The sequence below is a fragment of the Treponema medium genome (assembly GCF_017161265.1).
Taxonomy (GTDB): domain Bacteria; phylum Spirochaetota; class Spirochaetia; order Treponematales; family Treponemataceae; genus Treponema; species Treponema medium.
The window spans coordinates 1,567,172-1,589,427 of the sequence record NZ_CP031393.1 but is presented as its reverse complement, the minus strand read 5'-3'; the positions used below and the strand labels follow the sequence as shown (position 1 = coordinate 1,589,427).

The 22,256-nt window shown below is 44.4% G+C and carries 17 protein-coding genes; 4 read left to right on the top strand and 13 right to left on the bottom strand.

Annotated elements, in window-relative coordinates:
* Positions 1–44: 44 nt before the first annotated feature.
* The 9 genes from DWB79_RS07000 to nagA all read right to left on the bottom strand — a co-directional run bounded on the left by DWB79_RS07000 (position 45) and on the right by nagA (position 9,361).
* On the bottom strand, positions 45–896 hold the full coding sequence (locus DWB79_RS07000) for a carbohydrate ABC transporter permease (RefSeq protein ID WP_016523336.1): 852 nt from the start codon (positions 894–896) through the stop codon (positions 45–47).
* Between the two features lie 9 nt (positions 897–905).
* Positions 906–1,784 carry a carbohydrate ABC transporter permease gene (locus DWB79_RS06995; RefSeq protein WP_016523335.1) on the bottom strand — a complete coding sequence of 293 codons (879 nt, stop codon included), beginning with the start codon at positions 1,782–1,784 and terminating at the stop codon, positions 906–908.
* A gap of 286 nt (positions 1,785–2,070) precedes the next feature.
* Positions 2,071–3,381, bottom strand: a complete 1,311-nt coding sequence (locus tag DWB79_RS06990) for an ABC transporter substrate-binding protein (RefSeq protein WP_016523334.1) — start codon at positions 3,379–3,381, stop codon at positions 2,071–2,073.
* 214 nt (positions 3,382–3,595) lie between these two features.
* Positions 3,596–4,345 carry a Sir2 family NAD-dependent protein deacetylase gene (locus DWB79_RS06985; protein WP_016523333.1) on the bottom strand — a complete coding sequence of 250 codons (750 nt, stop codon included), beginning with the start codon at positions 4,343–4,345 and terminating at the stop codon, positions 3,596–3,598.
* A gap of 17 nt (positions 4,346–4,362) precedes the next feature.
* Positions 4,363–4,848 (bottom strand): ribonuclease HI, encoded by a 486-nt coding sequence (gene rnhA / locus DWB79_RS06980; protein WP_016523332.1) that lies wholly within the window; start codon positions 4,846–4,848, stop codon positions 4,363–4,365.
* A gap of 232 nt (positions 4,849–5,080) precedes the next feature.
* A complete protein-coding gene (locus tag DWB79_RS06975; RefSeq protein ID WP_016523331.1) occupies positions 5,081–6,151 on the bottom strand; it encodes a 3-deoxy-7-phosphoheptulonate synthase in 1,071 nt (356 codons plus the stop codon).
* Positions 6,152–6,153: 2 nt separating this feature from the next.
* A complete protein-coding gene (locus DWB79_RS06970; RefSeq protein ID WP_016523330.1) occupies positions 6,154–7,248 on the bottom strand; it encodes an AI-2E family transporter in 1,095 nt (364 codons plus the stop codon).
* Positions 7,249–7,250: 2 nt separating this feature from the next.
* Positions 7,251–8,057 carry a glucosamine-6-phosphate deaminase gene (gene nagB / locus DWB79_RS06965; protein WP_016523329.1) on the bottom strand — a complete coding sequence of 269 codons (807 nt, stop codon included), beginning with the start codon at positions 8,055–8,057 and terminating at the stop codon, positions 7,251–7,253.
* A gap of 131 nt (positions 8,058–8,188) precedes the next feature.
* Positions 8,189–9,361, bottom strand: coding sequence for an N-acetylglucosamine-6-phosphate deacetylase (gene nagA / locus DWB79_RS06960; protein WP_016523328.1), 1,173 nt, complete (start codon positions 9,359–9,361; stop codon positions 8,189–8,191).
* Between the two features lie 147 nt (positions 9,362–9,508).
* Here nagA and DWB79_RS06955 point away from each other — a divergent pair, with 147 nt between their 5' ends.
* From DWB79_RS06955 to DWB79_RS06945, 3 genes are all read left to right on the top strand, one after another.
* A complete protein-coding gene (locus DWB79_RS06955) occupies positions 9,509–10,708 on the top strand; it encodes an integrase catalytic domain-containing protein (RefSeq protein ID WP_016522693.1) in 1,200 nt (399 codons plus the stop codon).
* A gap of 500 nt (positions 10,709–11,208) precedes the next feature.
* The gene (locus tag DWB79_RS06950; protein WP_016523327.1) at positions 11,209–12,414 is read left to right on the top strand and encodes a DHH family phosphoesterase; all 1,206 of its coding nucleotides are present in this window, start codon (positions 11,209–11,211) and stop codon (positions 12,412–12,414) included.
* Entirely contained in the window at positions 12,411–13,037 is a 627-nt protein-coding gene (locus tag DWB79_RS06945) for an epoxyqueuosine reductase QueH (protein ID WP_016523326.1), read from the top strand. Before DWB79_RS06950 ends, DWB79_RS06945 begins: the two co-directional genes overlap by 4 nt.
* A gap of 360 nt (positions 13,038–13,397) precedes the next feature.
* Here DWB79_RS06945 and DWB79_RS06940 read toward each other — a convergent pair whose 3' ends face one another.
* The 3 genes from DWB79_RS06940 to DWB79_RS06930 all read right to left on the bottom strand — a co-directional run bounded on the left by DWB79_RS06940 (position 13,398) and on the right by DWB79_RS06930 (position 18,562).
* Positions 13,398–15,008: an ATP-binding protein gene (locus DWB79_RS06940; protein WP_016523324.1), complete on the bottom strand. Its 1,611-nt coding sequence runs from the start codon at positions 15,006–15,008 to the stop codon at positions 13,398–13,400.
* 123 nt (positions 15,009–15,131) lie between these two features.
* On the bottom strand, positions 15,132–17,234 hold the full coding sequence (locus DWB79_RS06935) for an ABC-F family ATP-binding cassette domain-containing protein (RefSeq protein ID WP_016523323.1): 2,103 nt from the start codon (positions 17,232–17,234) through the stop codon (positions 15,132–15,134).
* The gene (locus DWB79_RS06930) at positions 17,234–18,562 is read right to left on the bottom strand and encodes an SH3 domain-containing protein (RefSeq protein ID WP_016523322.1); all 1,329 of its coding nucleotides are present in this window, start codon (positions 18,560–18,562) and stop codon (positions 17,234–17,236) included. Before DWB79_RS06930 ends, DWB79_RS06935 begins: the two co-directional genes overlap by 1 nt.
* Positions 18,563–19,008: 446 nt before the next feature.
* Here DWB79_RS06930 and DWB79_RS06925 point away from each other — a divergent pair, with 446 nt between their 5' ends.
* Positions 19,009–20,253 carry an extracellular solute-binding protein gene (locus DWB79_RS06925; RefSeq protein ID WP_016523321.1) on the top strand — a complete coding sequence of 415 codons (1,245 nt, stop codon included), beginning with the start codon at positions 19,009–19,011 and terminating at the stop codon, positions 20,251–20,253.
* A gap of 77 nt (positions 20,254–20,330) precedes the next feature.
* Here the strand turns inward: DWB79_RS06925 and DWB79_RS06920 are convergent, their stop codons facing one another.
* Positions 20,331–22,046 carry a BamA/TamA family outer membrane protein gene (locus DWB79_RS06920; RefSeq protein ID WP_016523320.1) on the bottom strand — a complete coding sequence of 572 codons (1,716 nt, stop codon included), beginning with the start codon at positions 22,044–22,046 and terminating at the stop codon, positions 20,331–20,333.
* Between the last annotated feature and the right edge of the window lie 210 nt (positions 22,047–22,256).

The window sequence follows — 22,256 nt, the reverse complement described above, 5'->3', positions numbered from 1 at the left end:
TTTTTAAAGATATCCGATACGGCATCATCGGAAAGGAGATGCCGCTATTCCTTTAAAGCCCCTTCTCCAAAACCCTTAATCAGCTGCGCGTGAAAGATGATATAGAATACAATCATCGGAAGCACACCGATAACAAGAGAGGCATACTGCAAACCATAGTCGATGTTGAGCCGCCCCGCAAATTGGGTAATCGCAACCGGCAAACTCTTCAGCGCTGCCTTCGTTGTAAAGACGAACACGAATAAAAATTCATTCCAGTGCTGTAAGAAGGATAGAATAACCATCGTCGCAATGACAGGGACGGAGAGCGGCATAATCATCATCCAGAATATGTAGCGGTACTTTGCGCCGTCTATTTCTGCCGATTCAATGAGCGCATTGGGAATACCTTTAACATAGGAGATTGCAATCATAATGGAAATTGGCAAGTTGAATGCAATGTATGGAATGATGACACCTAAGCGTGTATTAATCAAGCTGAGTTTTGCTTCCAATTGGAACAACGGAATAATAACCGCATGAACGCTGATCATTAAGCCAAAGGCAAAAATCGAGGTAAAAATCTTTGCTGATTTAAAAGGAAATTTCGTTAAGCCGAAAGCCGCTGCCATTGCAAGAAGCATGGTAGAAACGGTCGCCGTAATGGTATAGATAAAACTGTTTACCAATGCAATACCCAATCCGCCCTTTGCCCACGATTCGGTATAGTTAAAAACGGTAGGAGCTTTCGGCAGCGCCAACGGGTGAATCATAATTTCCGCATTCAGTTTAAAAGATGAATAAAAAAGCCAAACAAGCGGGAACAGCGTAAGTACCACAAAGGTCATCATCAAAATATAGGCGCTTGTTTGCCAGCCCTGAGAGGCTTGTTGCAGCATATTTCGTTTCGTAGTCATATCAGCCTCCTAATAATCAAATCGTTTTGTTACGGCTCGACTTATCATCAAGGCTATAACGGTAAAGATAATAATGATAACGGCCAGCGCACTGCCATATCCGTAATTCTGGAACACAAAAGTTGTATTGTACATATAAACGGCGATAACTTCCGTAAAGTGCGCAGGACCTCCGCCGGTCATTGAATAGATTAGGTCAAAACTCTTAAAGCTACCCGAAACTGCAAGAATGGTATTGATAAAGATAACATTTGCAAGCATCGGCGCAATAAGACGAATAAAAATCTTTCCTTCCCGTGCGCCTTCAAGCTGTGCCGCCTCTATGACGCTATACGGTATCCGCTGTAAGTTGGCTAAAAAGATAACCATATAAAGACTGGTATGCTGCCACAACAGTACGAAAAGAATCGGAACAATCGCAAGATATTTATCTTCAAATATCGTCATAATGTAGTCGGGATTGCCGGTGAGGTCGCGTATAATTGCAGGAACCACGCCAACAGGAGAAAATATTCGGTTCCACAGTTGTGCAACGATGACGGACGAAATGGTTATCGGTAAGAAAATCAATACTTCAAAAAAATTCGCGTGTTTTACCATTTTCCGGTACAACATATACGCAAGTAAAAGCCCAAGCGGAATCTGCCCTAGCACCGAAATCAATACGATGAGGATATTATTCCGTAAGCCGATGTAGAAAACGGGGTCAGTAAACATTCTAATATAGTTACCAAGCCCGATAAATTCCATTTTCCCATACCCTTTCCACTTTGTCAGGCTTAAATAAAAGCTGAACAGCACGGGAAAGATAATGATGCCGATGTAAATAATAAAAGCAGGCAAGATAAAAGAAATATAGCTTGTCCGCTTTTGCCGTAAATAGGTCATATACCGTAAACCACCTTAGTGTTTAATTATAAATTATAATTATGCATTACCAAACAGATACAGCCATTACGGCGAAGTATTTCAAACTTCTGTATGCCGATCGGCAGCTCTCGTGTAAAGTTCATGTCTTTATATTCGTATTTCCAAGATTTATTGTAGTATAGGGCATCTTTTAAAAATTCGGTTAGATTTTTAGAGGTGTCCTATAGATTTTTAGCATAGAAAATTTGCTTATCTCCACAGCCATCTATGGAGATAAGCATTCCCTTACATTTATATTTTTGTTTTACTTCTTGCGGTGAGAATCGTTAGCAGCAACCCAAGCTTCGTATTCGTTTGCAAGCTCAGCGGGGGTTTTCTGCCCGATCATAACTGCTTGAATACCGGGATTGAGCAAACTATTTACACCTTCGCTGTCCATCTTCGCATCGATAACATAGCCCATGCTCTGATTGTTAATCAGGTCGATGTATTGCTTTGTAAGCTGGTCGATATCGAATTTTGAAAGATCAAGTTTATAGGTAGTAGTGGTACCGTATTTTGTCAAAATTTCGCATGCTTCTTTACCGGACATAAAGGAAATGAATTTCCATGCAGCGTCGGCTTTTGCACCGGTTAATTTTGCATTCATACCGAAAGATTCACCGGTTGTCGCAGCGCTGGAGCCATGTGTAACTTCTCCTGCAATAGCAGGGAATGCCATTAACTGATACTGTTCATAGTCTTCCGGTTTTGCAGCTTTTTTCAATGCGGAAATGCGCCAACCTGCATCCAAAAGATACACAGCCTTATCGGCAATAAATTCACCCCAAGAAGCGGTACCTTCCATCTGGTTTACTCCGGGAGGGAACAGTTTTGAATCAGTCATCGTTTTAATAACGTTGATTGCGTCGACAAACTGTTGATCGGAGAACTTTGCTGTTCCAACCATCGCTTTATCAAACCATTCAGTACCAGCCATACGGTCGGTCAGCATAGACAATAAGAGCGACTGAGCCTGCCACTGTCCCTTATTCGCAAAAGCGAGCGGGGTTAAACCGGCTGCTCTGATAGCGGGAACTTGAGCAATCATTTCGTCAAGTGTTGTCGGGGTAGTTAGACCAAGTTGTTTTTGCAGTTTCGGATTGACATACACAACCGTACATACCGCAAGGTTCTGTGAAATAATATAGATTTCGCCATTCGGTCCCTGGGGCGCCCAAACGGCGGGGTTATACTGATTTTTTAAATCGTCCGTCAAATAGGGGCGAAGGTCTTTTACCATACCACGGTCAAGCACATAACCTGAACGGGCACCGGCATACGTGGTGAATACATCGGGAATATCCCCTGAAGCGGCCATGATTTGGAATTTATCATGGAATGCTTCGCCGTTTACGTACTCGAATTCAAGTTTGATATTCGGGTACTGCTTTTCAAAAGCTGCAACGGTCTCGGGCCAATACGCCGATTGCGGATTAGCAAGATCCATCTGCATATACACCGAAAGGGTTACCGGTGCATTCGAATCGGCGTTATCCTCTTTCGGCTTACAGCCTGTAAGTACAAAAAGTACAGTACACAAGCATAAGAACGATAGCGCAATGCTCTTTTTCATTGCATCCTCCTCAGGTAGACAACTGTCAATTCAGATATGAACTTTCAATTGTCAACTTTAAATATAGTAGATAGAAAATAGTATATCATTGATTTACGCTTTTTACCAGCAATTTTTTTTAAATTTGTTCAAAGCCTCTAAAAGCGAAGCGAATTTTTAAAGATACCTACTTGCATCCGGCTAAGCGGCAGTACTCATTATCGATATATTCGTACTATCCAAGCAGCGCACGCTCAAGATATTCAAAACACTCCTGCAAATCGGTACACCGGAGAATCGCGTAATCATCAAAATATGTCGGCTGTTCGTTAACAATGGCAACCGCCCCACCCGCTTTCAGGGTCAGCTGCGGTAGCGCTGCGGCTGGATAGACGGTAAGGCTGCTACCCAATACCAGCAGTAAATCCGCTCTATCGCATTCTTTTTGTGCCTCCGTTATCGCCGCAAATGGGAGCGCTTCGCCGAAAAACGTAATATCAGGTTTTAATGCATGATGACACTTGGGGCAGAGCGGTACCTCTCCCTTACGGGCAACCTCGACGACATCTTCAAAGGTTGTACTATAGGAACAATGCGTACAGCTATGCCGAGAAGGAGAACCGTGTACCTCGATAACGTGCTTGCTTCCGGCCTTTTGATGTAACAAGTCGATATTTTGAGTAATGAGTGCCTTTAAGATTCCGCGGGATTCCAGTCCGGCAAGTACCTGATGTACAATTGACGGCTCTTTTTCTTGCAATCCGTAGATGAATTCCTTTGCAAGCCGGTAGTACACGGACGGTGTCTCTCTAAATACTTCGATATCGAACATCTTATCGGTTTCGGGCAGCGTATAAAGTCCGTTCTTACCTCTAAAATCCCGAATACCGGACAAGGTACTGACCCCCGCGCCCGTAAAGGCAACGCAGTGCTGCGCCGCTGCTATGCGATCCGCCAATTCCCGATATGTTTTTTCGTTTTTCATACGAGCCTCCCTTTAGATTACTTCGCGTTTTTTGCCGCTTCTACGGCGAGGGTGTCGCACAGTTCGTTGTAACGGTTGCCGGCATGTCCTTTTACCCACATCCACTCAAGGCTGAGTTGAGATGCAAGTGCATCGAGCTGCTGCCAAAGGTCTTGATTTTTTACCGCTCCTCTGTCAGCCGTTCGCCATCCGTTCAGCTTCCACTTTTTTATCCATGAAGAAATCCCCTGCTGCACATACTGGGAATCCGTATGCAGAGTTACCGGACAGTCTGCATAGCGGGGTTGTATCTTTTCCTGATAGGCAATAAGCGCTTGAATAACGGCAGATAATTCCATTCTGTTATTCGTAGTCAGTTTTTCTCCGCCGGAACCCCGCAGTAATTCCTGATCCGGCTGATCCCCTTGCATATCTTTGAGAATCATCACGAATGCCCAGCCACCCGGCCCGGGATTTTGAGAGCATGCTCCGTCGGTGTACAATTTAATTTTTGCTGTTGTCATAATATCTCCATTATAGGGCAAACGCATCAGACTGTTTTTTAACTACCCCGCAGAATAAGTGAGGCCGTTCAACCAGAATTTCGCCGCTTGGCGGCTCAAATGGTCGCCCGACCTCACTTATTCTGCGACATTTGATTTACACGTCTGATGCGTTTGCCCTTCCTTTAAATAAACCGTGCGAAATTTTTGACAAAATTTTGCACGGTAAAGAAGGCAACTGCTTGGAATATTTCTAATGCAGTTGCCTTGTCCATATATCCGCGGCTTCGGTGAGAAGCGATTCGGTCATTTCCCAGCTCATACAGGGGTCGGTAATTGATTTACCGTATTCGCTCTTTTCGGAGCAATGCTCCGGCGAGACGGTACCTGCCTGAATAAAGCTTTCGAGCATACAGCCGCGGATTGCCTCAAGCTGCGGCTGTTCCAGCCTCAGTCGGAGACTTTCAAGCAGGATGTCCCGCTGCTTTTCGGGCTGCCGTTGCGAGTTGCCGTGCGAACAGTCAATCAAGATCGCCGGCCGTATGCCCTGTTCCGCCAAGAGACGGTAACTTTCTTCTATTGAAGCCCTGTCGCAGTTTGCCCCGTGTACGCTGCCCCGCAATACGAGGTGCGCGTATTCATTGCCGCTCGTATGCATTACGGCGGGATTGCCGTTTTGCATAAGACCGAGAAAGGCATGCGGTTCCCGTGCGGAAACAATCGCGTTTATCGCCGTACTGATATCGCCGTCAGTAGGGTTCTTAAAACCGACCGGCATCGACAGCCCCGAAGCAAGTTCCCGATGTATCTGACTTTCGGCGGAGCGCGCACCAATAGACGCCCAGCTGATAAAATCCGCAGTATATTGCGGCACAATAGGGTCGAGCAGCTCCGAAGCGGCCGGCAGCCCCAGTTCGGTAATAGCGCTCAGCGTTTTACGCGCCGTCTCCAGCCCACCGGTAATATTAATAACCCCATCAAGTGCGGGCTCTACAATCAAGCCGCGCCAGCCCAAACCGGTACGCGGCTTTTCAAAATACACCCGCATAATAATACAAAAGCGGTCGCGGTATTTTGTCCGCAGACGCATTAACCGCTTTGCATAATCCAGTGCAGAGATCGGATCGTGGATGGAACACGGCCCGGCAATCAATAAAAACCGGTTATCGGCGCCGGACAAAATCGCTTCCACCTCTTTTCTTCCGGTCAATACCGTCCGACATGACGCATCCGATACAGGGATTTTTTCAAGCATAAGCTGCGGCGAAAGCAGCGGATGAACTCGTTCAATACGCCGATGGTATAACAGCGGGTGGCTATTCATGGTCAAGACTGCTCTTCAACATCCGTACTATCCGAAGTCCGTGCAATATCGATCAGCGTAAACAAGAGGATGACAAACAACGGCCCAAGCACAATTCCGTTCAGCTTAAAAAACCGAATGCCGCCGAGTATCGAAAAGAAAATGAGCAGCGGATGTATTTGAATACGATCTTTTAAAAACATCGGTCGCAACACATTATCAACCGAACTGATAAAAAAACCGGCAACGCAGAAAAAAAGAATCCCTTTGAGTACACCGGCTGTTAAGAATATTTCAATCGCGATCGGCACCCATACCAACGCACAGCCGAGTAAGGGCAAAAACGAACTGAAAAAGGTTAAAAAGGACAAGAGCAGCGCTCCTTCCACCTGAAAAATAGTGTACACGATAAACGCCGCTGCAAACTGACATATCGATACGAGAAAGTACCCCATAAAAAGGTTGGTAATAGTGTCCTTTACTTTTGCCGCCAGCTTTTGTCCTTCCGACACTTGAATCGGAATAGCCGTTACAAAAACCGAAGCGAGGTATTGCCCGTCGATAAAAAGAAAATAGAGTGCGAAACACATAAATAGGAGCGAAAGCACAAAATTACCAATATTTTTTGCAAGACTTGTCGCATAACGGACAATTGTATTCGCATATTGCAGAAATAAATTCATCAGCTCTTTTTTTACATCGAATACCGAAAGATCGATTGTTCCCATCGAAATCTGCATGACTAATTCGTTGAGCGGCGCATCTTTTTCCATTCTCAATAACTGCGGGTGCGTAACGAAAAAGTTCATCATTTTCTTTACGAACATCTGCCCTTGTCCAATCAACTTTATGGCAAAAAAGAACAGTATTCCGGCAACCAGTATGATAATGCCGACCGAAAATAAAGCAGCGATAATTCTCTGCTGCATTTTAAACCATCGTGACTCAGGTTTCAACTTTTTAAGTAGTTTATGGTACAGCGGAGCGAACATGATGTAGAGAATAGCCGACCATAACAGTACGCTCGCGTAAGGCAGGAAAACCCGCGCTACCAGCACAACGGTAATCGCCAGAATGATGAAAAAAGAAACGGTTTGAAACTTGAGTGATTTCTGCATGCTTATTTTGTTCCGCCTGCTGAAATTGAAGATTCGATATCTTTAAAATACCGGACGGTTCCAACACGGAGTTCATCGGTTGCCGGTTCGTCGCACACGATGATTGCATGCGGGTGCAGTTGGAGCGCAGAAATCGTCCAGATATGATTGACGCTGCCTTCCACTGCATGACGCACAGCCCGCGCTTTGTTGTAACCGGTTGCAAGGATCATCACTTCTTCCGCATCGGTAATCGTACCGATACCGACGGTCAGCGCTGTCTTGGGAACGGCTGCCGTATCGCCGTTAAAAAAGCGGGCATTCATCGCAATGGTATCCTGTGTCAGTGTTTTCTGACGTGTGCGGGACGCAAGAGAAGAACCGGGTTCATTGAAGGCAATATGCCCGTCTGCTCCAACTCCGCCCATAAAGAGATGAATTTTTCCGTACTGTGCAATCGCCGCTTCGTATTTTTTGCATTCAGCCTCAGGATCTTTCGCCATACCATCTAAAATGTGGACATTGGCGGGGGCGATATCGATGTGCTTAAAAAAGTTTTCATACATAAAGTAGTGATAACTTTGCGGATGGTCGGGAGATAAACCGACATACTCATCCATATTAAAAGTAACAACATCCTGAAACGAAATGTTCCCTTCTCGATGCCGTTTAATCAATTCTTTGTAAACACCGAGCGGTGTAGAACCGGTTGGTAAACCAAGCACGAACGGCTTTGATGCAGATGGAGCAAAGTCCGTAATTTTTTTGCAAATGTAATCTGCCGCCCATACGGAACAGGCATCATAATCGGGTTTTATAATTAAACGCATAGCTTCTCCTATACAAACGTTTGCAGTAACATTTTGATGCGTATCTCTCAAAACTGAAGTTTTAAGAGATACGCTGATAGCTTCTAAAAACACAGGTTATATTTTTAGCAAGTCCTCGTCATATTTTTTCTTTAAAATAAATTTTTTTTCAAATTTCCTTTTATGACGGTTGCAAGCACATTGAACTGCTTATCGAATACGATAAGATCTCCTTTATACCCCGGCATAATGGAACCGCGTTTGGAATACCGCATAATTTCTGCCGGATTTGCAGAGCCGAAGCGAACGGCAGTCTCTATCGGGAAACCGAAAGATACAAGATTTTTAACCCCGCGAATCATCGAAAGGCTTGAGCCTGCAATAACCCCATCCCTTTTACGATGGAAACAACCGCCTTGGAGCACAACTTCTTCTCCGTTCGCAATCAACGTACCGTCATGCTGTTCCGTCGGCTTGAGACTATCGGTTATTAAGACAATCTTATCAATCGGTTTATCCCGTGCCAATAGCCGGATAAGATCAGGATGAACATGGATACCGTCCGCGATAATTTCGCAGGACATTTCCGGATGGATTAAAATCGCACCGACGGCTCCCGGATTACGATGATGCATTTGGCTCATTGCGTTAAAGAGATGTGTCGAATGTAAAATCCCCGCCTGCATTCCTTCAAGCATATTCTCGTAGAGCGCATTGGTATGCCCCGCCTGCAGCACAATATTTTTTTTGATGCAGTAGAGTGCCAGCTCACGCATATTTTTAAGCTCTGGAGCTACGGTCATATTGACGATATTTCCGTTTGAAGCAGCCCAAAGCTTATCCATCAAATCAATATTGACGGGACTGATTGCGGAAGGGCTTAACGCTCCGGGTTTTTCCGGCGAAATGAACGGACCTTCAAGGTGCACTCCCATGATGGTCGCACCTTCTTCATGCCCCATCGCATCAACAATTGCGCGAATACATTCGATCATATTCTCCGGATCGGTCGGATACAGTGTAGGATTAAAGGCTGTTACGCCATATTCAGCAAGAGCCTTCGACATACCAAGGATGGAATCGGGAGAACTGTCCTCCGTCCCAAACCCTGCAAAGCCGTGGATATGGGTATCAATCAGCCCCGGAGCAATATATGCTTTATCGACATCGATGATACGTACTTCCGGAGAAAAACGTTTATTTAAAAAACGGCGCTCGCTAAAGACATCCTCAATCTTACCGTCCTTAACATAGACGCAGCCGTTTTCCATTAATGAGTAACCGGTTACTACCGTTGCATTATGAAAACAAAGTGCATTTTCCATGATTTTTTCTCCGTAATTCGGTCAATTTTATCAAAAAAATGTTAAAAAGCCTAGAGCTCGCATTGAATCACGTTAAATCTAACCGAAAAAGAAGCGGTGCATCACGTAAAAATCTAACCCAAAATAGAAGCCCAAAGGAAGGGCACAATGGGGTTAGACATGAAAACAAAAAAGAAATTGAGCGAAGAAACGGCAAAACGGTATTGTACGGCAGCAAAGAAACAAAAGACGAAAATCCTCGATGAGTTCATCGCAACAACCGGTTACAATCGAAAGTATGCCATTCACGTTCTGAAAAACAGTGCATACGTAAAACTCACGCACTTTAACAATGTCGCAAGACAGAGCGTACAGGTTATTACAAAGACACGTAAAAAGCGGAACTATGAAAAATACTACGGTCAAGACGTACAACAAGAAGTCATCCGGCTGTGGATTTTTTCGATGTATCTGTGTGCAAAACGGCTCGTGCCGTTCATTCGGGATAATATCGATTACTTTGCTCAAAAGTTCAGCTATGATGAAAAACTGAAAGCAAAACTCGCCCGCATATCAAGCGCGACAGTCGGCAGGATTCTTAAACCGGAAATCCCAAAACATTCCATCCGCGGTATTTCAACAACACGACCTGTAAAGAATCTTAATAAGCTCATCCCCATCCGTACCTTTTTCGATTGGGATGAACGGAAGCCGGGTTTTTTTGAGGTTGACACCGTTGCCAACTGCGGCATAAGTACCCAAGGACAGTATATTTGCACGCTTACCCTTACCGATGTTCATTCAGGCTGGACGGAAAATAGAGCCCTTTTAAACAAAGCTCATCGTTGGGTAAAAGAAGCAATAGAAGATGTGAAAGAGAAGCTCCCGTTTCAGATGAAAGGTATTGATAGCGACAACGGAAGTGAGTTCAAAAATACACAGCTGTTGCAATGGTGTAAAAGTAATGAGATTATCTTCACTCGGAGCCGATCGTATAAAAAGAATGATAATTGTTTTGTTGAACAGAAAAATGATAGTGTCGTAAGGCACATTGTCGGTTACTATCGCTTTGAGGGAGAAGCTGCGCGAGCGGTTATGGCTGACCTTTATCAGCAGTATAATAAGCTCGTCAATTTCTTTTTTCCTTCGATGAAAATTATTTCAAAAAAACGGATAGACGCAAAGGTCATAAAAAAATATGATACGGCAAAGACTCCGTATTGCAGGCTGATGGAAAGCTCTGATGTAAGCGAGGCGGTAAAAGCTGAGCTGTGCCGCAGGAAGAACAACTTGGATTTACAACAGCTGCTTGAAACAACGCAAAGCTTGCAAAGTAAACTTATCTCTATGGCTCAACCTTGGACATAGAGTGCTACGGTTAGATTTTTACTTGAGTAACCGCAATCCTTTCGGTTAGATTTTTACGTGAGTAAATACGGAGCTCATAAAGGCAGCTGCATCAGGTTTCTTGTAGGAATTCCCCGAAGAATCAGGAGGCTCTTCAACCAAAATTGAACCTCTTCGCGGTTCAAATGGTCTCACAGCCTCCTGATTCTTCGCCAGTTGCTCTACTCCACCTAATGCAGTCGCCCTATTCTTAAATCAACAACCCCGACGCGAGCGTCGAGGTATGTTGTTCTCATAAGGTGGTTGCAGTCGGCTTTCATACCCTTTGTTACGACGCAGAGCGTCGGGGTATTAAACCCTCCGCACGAATAAAACCGTACGAAATTTTTCAAAAATTTCGTACAAAAGGAAGGCGACTGCATCAGGTTTCTGCAACTTCTGTATTGACCGCATGAGACATTTTCCTAAAAAATGTATTTTGGGATAACACTTTATTAGAAAGTATGTTATAATAATTCTATATGGATTCTCAGGGGAACAAATTTACACCCGATTTGCGCTTTAAACGGCAGAATATGACCATCGGAGCGCGGAATCGTGTTATACAAAATATTTATTATCTCATGAAAGCACACCGCTCATTCTTGATTCTCGGTCACCAAAGCCCTGATGAAGATTGCTATGCATCGACAGTTGCAGGAGCGTTGTTATTACGTAAGTTTAATAAACATGTCAGCATTTTTTTAGAATCCGTACCGCCTGAAAACCTTAAATTTCTCACTTCTATCTGCAAATATAATAAGATCAATATATACTATGGAACAATGCCGCCGATCCGTTCCGTTGAAGTGCTCTGTATCTTAGATACACCAAAGCCTGATATGATTGCCGCAAACGGCTGTATCTATGATTTTCTTAATACGCCGTCTATTCCAAAACTTGAAGTAGACCATCACTTTGATTCCGATGCCGCATATATTGGAGATCCCGCCTATTCTTTAGTTCTCCATGCCTCAAGCACTTGCGAAATATTATGTCGAATATGCTATAAATTAGCAACTCACCCCGAAATACGGCAGCGTTACAGCATTGAAGAGCTTTATTCACGAAATCTGGTGCTGACACTCTTGACCGGTATGCTCGGCGATGCAAAAATGGGAAATTACATTTCCAACCCGCACGATAAAGAAGTTTTTGACTATTTTTCTAATCATTTAAATTTGATGTTGCGGATAAGTACCCATTCGGAGGGACGTACAAAAAAAATCGAATCGATGGAACGGCTGCTTGATGTGATGGAGACGACCGATGCCGAAACCGAGAAAATCTACCATACCATTATTGACCGCGCTAAATATACCGGACACATTGGAACGATTATCTTGTCGGAAGATGAGTCGAATGCTTTCTTTGCAAGTATTGAATACGCACAGTTTACCGGTATGATTAAGGAAGCAACCAATGCCATTGCAGAGAAAGTCGAAGGAGTAGGGATTTCCGCCTACTATGATTCTCCCGGCAAGTCCAATAAAATACAGTGCCGTATCCGTGCAAGCGAAACGGTACGAGGCATTAATTTACACCCGGTGCTTACTCATTTTAAGATTACGGACGGAGGCGGTCATCCCGGCGCCATTGCTTTTCGGCTGCCCCGAGAATCCGGAAGCTCGCTTTATACGCTGCTTGAAGACATCCAATCTTTTATTAAACAAAACATATTGGTATGAAGCAAAATTTTCAATTATTAATGGAACAAACCATTGCGGAGCTTGGCGACTCCTTTACTACCGAAGCTCCACCGCGGCTGCTGCTCCATTCGTGCTGTGCGCCGTGCAGTTCTTCGGTAATAAAACGGCTTTCCGGATATTTTAAGTTAACTGTCTTCTATTATAATCCCAACATTGATACCCAGCTCGAATACCGTACCCGGGCGGATGAACAAATCCGTTTAATCGAACAGTATAATACGTCAAAAGAATTTCCATACCGAATCGATTATGCGATACGGGACTATAACCATGAACAATTCCTCGAAATAGCGGAAGGCTATACGGATTGCCCTGAAGGCGGAGAGCGCTGCTTCCGTTGTTATCGGCTCCGGCTTGCAGCAACAGTACGCGAAGCAACAGCTCAAGGTTTTGATTTTTTCTGCACGACACTTTCGCTCAGCCCGCTTAAAAGCGCAGCAAAAATCAACGAAATCGGCATGGAGCTTGCCACGGACAAGTGCCGATGGCTGCCGAGCGACTTTAAGAAAAAAGACGGATATCTGGAGTCCATTAGGCTCAGCAAGGAGTTGGGGTTGTACCGACAAGACTACTGTGGCTGCGAGTTCTCCCGCACCTTTTGAAAATATACGGCACATCTACTTCGTTGCTGCGCACAAATTAATCCTCAACGTATCAGAACGCCCAAGGACGGGCGTGGTTCCACGCAGCAACGTGTTTGCTTGCAAACTTGCAGCCCAAAAATGTACACGGATGTACATTTTTGGGCGAGGATGTCCGTGGTTCTATGTAGCAGCGAGTTTTTCACTAGAAAAACTCGACGTTGAGCAGTTGTACAAAGATGTACAACTGCTCAACAGGCTATTTTCAAAAACGATGGTTCAAAAATATACGGCTCATCTGCGTTGTCGCATTGCTAAAAGCGTACTTCATGGAGAAATCATTTCTCTTGCGATGAACACAAGCATTGATACTTGTAATTCTTAATTATCTACCGCCCATTCGTTGATAGTTCTCGTCTGTTCGTCAAATCCTGCACCGATCAGCACTATCTTTTTCCCTTCTACCTTATACTGTGCCGCATAGTTCTTTTTTCTTATCTGAGCAATCGCATCTTCCGCACTGCCGTTACCGGTAAGCTTAAACTCAAAAATATATACAATATTAGTTGTATAAACAACACAATCCGAACGTCCTGTCGAACAGTGGACTTCCGTCTGCACAAATTGCCCCATCAGTCTAAAAATCAGATATATAGCAGTTTGATAATTTTGTTCTCTCAACTTGAGATTTTCTTTACTGAAATCGTCATACGGAATACCTGCAATGATCGCCTGCATCCGTTCCATAAAAGAATTCACATTACCTTCGCGGATGTCTTGTACGAATCGTGCTACCGATGTCCCCGCTTGATCAAACTGCACGTTGGAGTATGCAGGCAAAAGGTTTTCCAAAAAACCGTACCGTACTTCATCATTCGGAAAGCCGAGCCGATACAGCCGTAAATCGCATGCATAGTCTTTGATTGTTAAGTACCCTGCTTGAAACAGAATAGGCAATGCATCCTGCGCAACAGCTCGATAGGTTTGCAATCCCGATTCACTAAGCTCAACATTCCCATCCAAGTCGGGGATAAAGTACTGTGCTTCTTTTAGGAAGGTAACCAAAAAGGTTGGTGTGCCCGTACTGAACCAGTAACTTTTAATTTCTTTATCATCAAAGGCATTTAGTATGCTATAGGGATTATACAAACCTTTTCCTGCAGGATGGAAAAGATAGCCGTCATACCACTGTTTTAATGCTGAAACTGCCTGCTGCCGGTCAAGCTTTTGCCGCTCGGCAAGAGCTTGAATTTCAGGTTGAAAATTTTCTTCCAGTTCTTCCTGTGTAATGCCACAGATATCTGCGTAATTTTCATGCAGACTAATGTCTTTTAAGTTATTCAGATCACTGAAAATACTGACTTTACTAAATTTGGTGACACCGGTTAAGAAGGCAAAGCGGATATATTGATCACAGGTTTTTATCACCGAGTAAAACGCTTTCAGCATATTGCGGTATTGTTCGTTCAGAGCAGCATTGACACCCATGGTTTGAAGCATCGGCTTGTCGTATTCGTCTACCAAAATAACTACTTGTTTACCGGTTTTTTTGTATGCACGTTCTAAAAGACCTTCAAAACGCTTTGCAGGAGTTTCTTCAATAGCAACCCTTCCGTATATTTCTTCAAGCCGATATAAAAAGATATTGAGATTTTCCATTAAGGCTTCCATACCATTATAGTTGCCTGTATTAAAATCCAAATAAAACACCGGATATTCCTGCCACGCAGCTCTGCCTTCTTTAGCAGCTTGCGCTGTTTCCGCTTGTTCAACATACAAGCCTTTGAATAGTTCTTTTTGTCCTAAAAAATATGCCGCCAGCGTTGAAAGGAATAAGCTTTTTCCAAACCGCCGCGGACGGCTTAAAAAATACGGATTAGATGCTTGCACAAGATTCCAGACAAATGTCGTTTTATCAACATAGATATAACCGTCCCTGCGAAGTTTCTCGAAACTCTGTACACCAATCGGTAATTTGCGTGTAATGGTCATAGCTATATTATAGCACCTATAACCGTTTTTCGCAATTTTCTATCGACACTCTTCTTTTTAGCATTTCTTCTTTAAAAGCGGCATCCGTATCAATGTTTAAGCGGCATTGCCGCTTAAAGTGGTTCAAAAGGCTGAGGTTTGAGCAAGCGCTTCCCACTGTTCTGTAAGTTCAGCGGCGGTTGCTTGTAAGGCTTGAATCTGCTGCAGAATGCTGCGAGCTTTTTCACCGTCGGTATATACTTCGGGGTTTGCGAGCTGTGCTTCCAGTTCTCTTATTTTGTTTTCGGTTTCGGCAAGTTGTGCAAAAATACGTTCTTCCTCTTTTTCGCGCTTTCGCTTTTCCGCCCGCAGCTTTTTTTGTTCTTCATAAGAAAGAGCACCGCCGCCGTCGGCACTGCCTACCGGCATCCCCGCTTGTGAACCGGAAGGCACCCCTGATGCGCTACCGGAAAAAACACTGCGTGTTTTCCCGCCGCCCGAAGAATCCGCTGCTTTCCCGCTTAGGCTACCGACGACGGAACTGCCGGTACCTTGGCTTTTAGAGAACTGCGTATATCCTGCCGTTTGCCCCGACTTTTCGGCTGAACTGCCGGCTGCTTCGGCGGCAATCCGGTATAGGTAATAGTCGTAGGTGCCCGGGAAATTTCTAATGCGGGTGCCGGCATCAGGTGTTGCCGAAGCTGTCAGTTCAAGGACGCGGGTTGCAAGCCCTTGGATAAAAAACTTATCGTGCGAAACAAAGATAACCGTCCCTTCAAACCGCTGCAGTGCATCGAGCAGCACATCTTTGGAATGGAGGTCGAGGTGATTAGTCGGCTCGTCTAAGATGAGGAGGTTGAGCGGCTTCAATAGCAGCCGAAGCAGCGCCAGCCTGCTTTTTTCCCCGCCGGACAGCACGGATAGCTGCTTATGGATGTCGTCGCCGCGGAACAAAAAGGCAGCGAGCATATCGTAGAGTTTCGGTATAAGGTGTGTCGGTGCCTCCCGCTCCATCAGCTGCATGATGGTTTCGCTGCCGGTAATCCGCTCGGCCTCATCCTGCGAAAAATAACCGGTAATAATGCCCGCCCCATACTTTACGGAGCCGGTATACGCGGAATCCTCACCCGCCAGTATCCGCAAAAAAGTGGTTTTACCGGCGCCGTTCCGTCCCGCCAATGCCAGCCGTTCCTGCTTGGTAACGGTGAGCTCCGCATCTTTCAGCACGAGCCGTTCTCCATAGACCTTTGTGATTCCCTCAGCTTGCAGTGCAATATTTCCCGAATGAGGGGCGGGCGGAAAGCTAAAGTGAATCTTCTTTAAGTGTTCGGGCAATTCAATACGCTCAAGTTTTTCGAGCCGCTTTACCCGATCCTGCACCGCTGCGGCTTTTGTCGCCTTGTAGCGGAACTTCCTGATAAAGTCTTCGGTTTTTGCAATTTCCAGCTGCTGCTGCGCGTACGCTTTTATCAGCGAGGCAAGTTCTACCTCCCGCGTCTTTTCATAGTTGGTATAGGTTCCGGCATAGCGTTTAAGCGTTCCGTTGAACAATTCATACGTTTCGTTAACCGTTGCGTCCAAAAACGAGCGGTCATGACTAACCAGTAAAAAACCGCCGGTAAATTTTTTTAGCCAGAGTTCAAGCCAGCTGCGCGCTTCGATATCGAGGTAGTTGGTAGGTTCATCTAAAATGATGATGTCAGCCCCGCTCAAAAGAATCTTCGCAAGCGCAATGCGCATCTGCCATCCGCCCGAAAACTCATCGGTAAGGCGGGTAAAATCTTCCGACGTAAAGCCAAGCCCGCGCAGCGTTTCATCCGCAAGCCGCTGCCTAAAATACCAGCCCGATTGCTCAAGCTCGGTTTGCAGGGCGTGATAATCGTGCGCAAGCCGCTCCGCCTTTGCAGCATCGGCCTCTTCGCTCATAAGCTTGCCGACTGCTTCAAGCTGTTCTACCAGCTGTGCCCCGCGGGAAAAGGCGGTATCGGCTTCTTCTGCCAGCGTTTTACCCCTGTGTATAATGCCGGACTGAGGCAGATAGGCAATGCGGGTATTCTTTTCCATCGAAATAGAACCGGAATCGGCCTGCATCACCCCTGCGATAATTTTCATCAGGGTTGATTTACCGCTGCCGTTGGCTCCGGTGAGCGCCGCCTTTGTTCCCTGTGTCAGTACCAGCGTGATATTTTGGAGGATATCGCGATCGCCGAACGCAAGAGAGATATTTGAAAGCTGAACAAACGGCATTACTCTTCCGTTCCTTCCGTCCCGAAAAAGAGGATAACCGGATTGAGGCTGCGCACGGCAGCGACACCGTCGGTAATATTCTCCGGCTTTACATACTCAAGTTTAACGCCCTGTTTGGACACCGTGTAAAAAAAGTCAATCCAGTCGCCGCTGCCGTCAAATTTAAACGACAGAATCCCCATATATTCGGTTTTCAGCTTAGCGCTGATAAAATACCGGATCGCCACGGAACCGGAATTTCCCGCACCCTTAGGAATAATCGTCGGGGATAGCACTTGGTATCCTTTCCAGAGGAAGCGACCGCCATCCAAGAATTCCAGCACACCGTAATTTACGGAATTAAATACCGGACCGGTTGTAACAAGGGTTTGCAGAGCATCGTTCCTGCGTTCCGTTTCGGCTTGCGCCAGTTCCTGCGGGTCTTCTTTCAACGTAATAAAATACTGTATTTGTACCCGCCCCTTCTCATCGGTATAGTTGACGGCAATCGTATCCGAATCTCTGATTTGCATCAGGAGCGGCGAACCTTCAAATTGATAAGCGCCCATCCGGTTTTTTGTGATACCGGTATAAGAAAAGGCCAACTGCTCATCTTTCAGCATGATGCGCGCGACTCCTGTTCCATCGCCGGGGAAAAAGCCGAAAGTATCCGTCATCCGTTCGGGATCGATCTGTTTTTTCCGAATCATATTGCGGTAATATTCGGGATACCATCGGCTTTTTAAGATAGTCGTAAGAATCTCGTCTGCTACTGTTTCCGTTGTCTGCCGTGAGACGGTGGGTTCTCCTTCATCATACGTAAAAAGATTATAAGAAAAACACCAGCCGCGAGTGCCATCGTTGGTCATCACATAGAGCCAATCACCTTCCAAGGGTTTATCCCGCGCAACAACCGGAGCGCCCTCCCCTTTCCAAAGAACCTTTACAATCTGACTTTCGCGCAGGCGATATACCTGTTTACCGGTGTTATCGGGCGTAGAACGGAGCGGCAGACCGTCCCGCTTTACCGCGGCATACACGGAGCGATATTCGGCTGTCTTTTTAATATAAGCTTCGGCTTCACGTTTTGAAGAACAAAAGGTGAGCTGCCAGAGCGGAATCTCTATTTTTTGATTATTCAGCTCGGCGATATACACCTTCGAAATATTCGAACGGACAAGAATCGGCACCACATCCGACGCCGTCAAGTTATATTCGGGGATTGACCAATTAACGACACCGTAGCCGATTTTTTTTGAACAACCGGTTATCGTAAAAAAAACGGAACAGACGGCTGTTAAGATGAACACAGTAAATACAGTATTACAAGAATGATGCAGTTTTTTCATATATATTCCTAAATTATCCTAAACTATTGGATTATACTTTAAAGCCCGCATCCGCGCAAGGATATTGCCGCAGAGTAAACGTATCAAAAATATCTTAAGCGGTTATTTTCCTTCTGTACGAAATTTTGAATAAAATTTCGTACATTTTTTTTGGCAGATGAGATGGGTAAACGCATCAGGCAGAGTAGATAAAAAGCGCAGAATAATTGGGACTGTGAGACCATTTGAACCATCTTCAACTGTTGTACATCCGTGTACAACAGTTGAAGGCGAGTTTTGTGCGTGCACAAAACATCGCTGCTGTATGGAACCACTGCCATCCTTGGCAGTTCTGGTTGAACAGACCCAATTATTCTGCGGGGCTATTTAAAAAATAGCCTGATGTGTTTGCCCTGACCCTTAAAGAGTCATTGACAAGGAGGTTATTGTAGTCATAATGGATGAGTATGAAAAATTTCCTTTTTATCGCAGTGGTTGTATGCTGTATGCTATCTGCTTGTAAAAGTGCCGAGGATTCGATTGCCGTTATTTGGACTGACCATACTGAATTCATTTCTTATTGCGAGGCTTTTAACAGCGCTCAAAGCCGTTACAAAATAACCATCAGCTATAAAGAAAACCCTTCAGATGCTTTAATGGCTGCATCCGAACAACCGGATATCGTCATTGGACCATGGCTTAGAGGTGATGCAACACGGGTAAAATTCAGTAAGCTGGGAGGCCTGCTTTCTAAAAAGAAAATCGATCCGGATATTTTTTATCCGTTATTATTTGAATTGGGGAATAGTAATGGGTCGCAATACCTCTTGCCGGTCAGCTTTAATTTACCGACCATTATCTTTTCTGCATCGCAAAAAAATTTGGTAAAAACAAATTTTACCATTTCTCTTGAAGAAATGAGAGAACTTGCCGCAGCATATAATAAAAAAAGCGGAGCGGAATATACTGAAATGGGTTTTTCTCCCCGCTGGGATACCGATTTTCTCTATGTTACCGCACAAGGCCTCGATGTGTCCTTTGAAGAAACAAAAAATCTCTTTTCGTGGAATGATAAAATGCTGCAGGAATTGATTATGTATACGCGCCGATGGTCGGAAGAGATCAATACAAACGCTGCGGCTGAGGATGAATTCAAATTCAAATACCTCTACGACCCGCCGTATACGTTAATTACAAACGGACGCTGCCTATTCTGGTACTTACCGAGCGATAAACTGTTTTCATTAAATAACGAAAGATTAAAGTCGCTCGATTATCGGTGGATGAATTACAACGGTAAGACACCGGTACAGGATGAAGTTATATATGCAGGGATTTGTAAAAAGGCAAAAAATACGGCAGCAGCACGGGCATTTCTAATTTGGTTCTTCAATGAAGAAAGTCAGAAAGGTTTGCTTGCCCGTTCTCAAACCGATAATATGATTGCTCCTTCTTTCGGATTAGCGGGAGGTTTTTCTGCAGTAAAAAACGTAACCGAAAATATTTTTCCCGTTTATTACCCTCTTTTGCTCAAGCATTTGCCGCAAACCGATGATTTTTCCGCTCCGCATATTTTACCTCATAACTGGCTGCTGCTTAAAAAAGAAATTATCTTTCCTTATTTACGGGATCAAACACGGATGTTCTCCGGTGATGAAAAACCACTATCACTCAATAGACGAGTATCCGATTGGTATAAAAAACCCCGTTAGTTTTTATCGAAAATCTTTAGCGCATCTCTAAAAACTTGGTTGGATTTGCTTCATATCCTTTGGGATAGAGATGCGCTTTAATAGTGTAGACCGATTCCAATAAAGATTTCGCTAATTGCTTCTCCATCACGGTTTGCGCGCCCACTTAAACCGGAAAGATTTTTAAGTTCCGTTAAATCAAAGCCGACACTCGCCCTAACGTAAATACTCCGCATTTTTTCAGGATAGACGATTACTTCAAGTCCCCCCGCATACCATCCGTCTGCCGGATGATAATACCGTCCCGTTTTTTTATCGTGTGATAACGCGATATCTAAGAAAGGAACAAGCTGAATATCGCAATTAAAAAATCGCGTCCATGCAACGCCGGTAATAGTTTGAAAATCCAATGAAACAATCCGAATAGGGATGTCAAGATTAAAGGTAAAAGCAGTGTCCGTATCGATCCGTTTATTTAAGATTCCGCGAAGCGTAGAACCTGCCTGCGTACTCGTACTTCCGAATAAATGATAAAAAAACTGCATCCGCCCATATATACCAATCCTATTTATAAATGGATAATATCCTGCTAAAGAGGCGGAAAAACCGATACTCATCTTTCGTTTGTCGTAAAATTGATAAGCGTAGGTATTACCGAGTGAAAATGAAAGACCTTTTCTAAAATTCAACTCCCAATTCACCTTTGAAAGAGAAAGCGTATGTCCCCAGTTAAAGGTCCATGTTCTCAGACTATCCGCCTGTATACCATCAAATGCCCAGTTTCCAGAGAGGCTCATAGATGGTGTCCATACGAGTGATCCGAAGTTTTTCACCTCAGTAATCATAACAGGAGCACGTACAAATAATGTTGTTTTAAAATAATATCGGTCATTAGGATATAAATAACCTAACCCGCTCGGCCGTTTTTGCTCTGTCTGCTCTACAGGAGGCTCTACGATGAGATCTTCCCTTTCAGGGGACACTTCATGGGTTCGCGACGTACTCGTAATGGACATTTGGCTTGATGCACGATCGTTAATTGCCAATTCAGGTAAAAGACCGAATGTCAGAGACAGGCGCTTATTAAATTTAACTGATGCCGTCAGTCCGGTACCGATATTTATTTTCGGAGCTTCTTTGTATGCATAAACAATTTGAAAACTGTTATCCCATAACAGATTAAATGCCCCTACTTTAAATGGTAATGCAAAATTGATTGAAGATGAAAAAATCTGCTGACCTGTTTCGGTTGAACGGTACACTGCATCTACTTTTAAGGGCTGCAATGTTCCGATAAAATTAAAATCTTGCATTTTCAGCTTCAACTGAAAGCCGCTATTCGAATCGAAAGAAGGATACGGAACTACAATGAAATTCCATGTATCGGTGATTGCAATAGTAAGCATAACAGGTATTACTGCTTCGTTATTTGGGGCGCCGTACTCCGTATCGATTTGAACTGACTGAATAACCCGAATATTTTTAAATTGCTGTTCAAGATTATCGAGATAGCGCAGCATTACTTCTTCCGAATCAAAAATACGACTGGTGTCGATCGGAACTGCTTGAGAAAGCGGATGCTTCTGCGTTAACCCCTTAATATTGTAGTTGACGGCCGTTATTTGATAGCTTTGCGCAAGAGGTACTTCGGCAGTCGTATCGGTTAGAGGTGTCTCTGCCGGCACATCATCAATCAGAGCTGATTGTGCGGTTTCAGCTTTCTGTGCATAAACAACCGCACTAAAGAACATGCATACGCTGACAATGACAGATCGTATCAAACGTGTATACTTATATGGTTTATATTCAATCATACTATATCCTTTTAGGAAGTAATGCTAAGCCGTACCTGTTTAACATATTACTACCTATTTAAGCAAGAGGTGAGCTTTGCTCATCGGTTTTCCGTCAACATTTTTAAATAATACTTTTGACCACGATGACGCTAAGTACTATGCTTTTCCCAAGCAAAGTATGAAACTGCTTTTATTATACAAATGACCAAACTTCGCAAAGAAGAAATA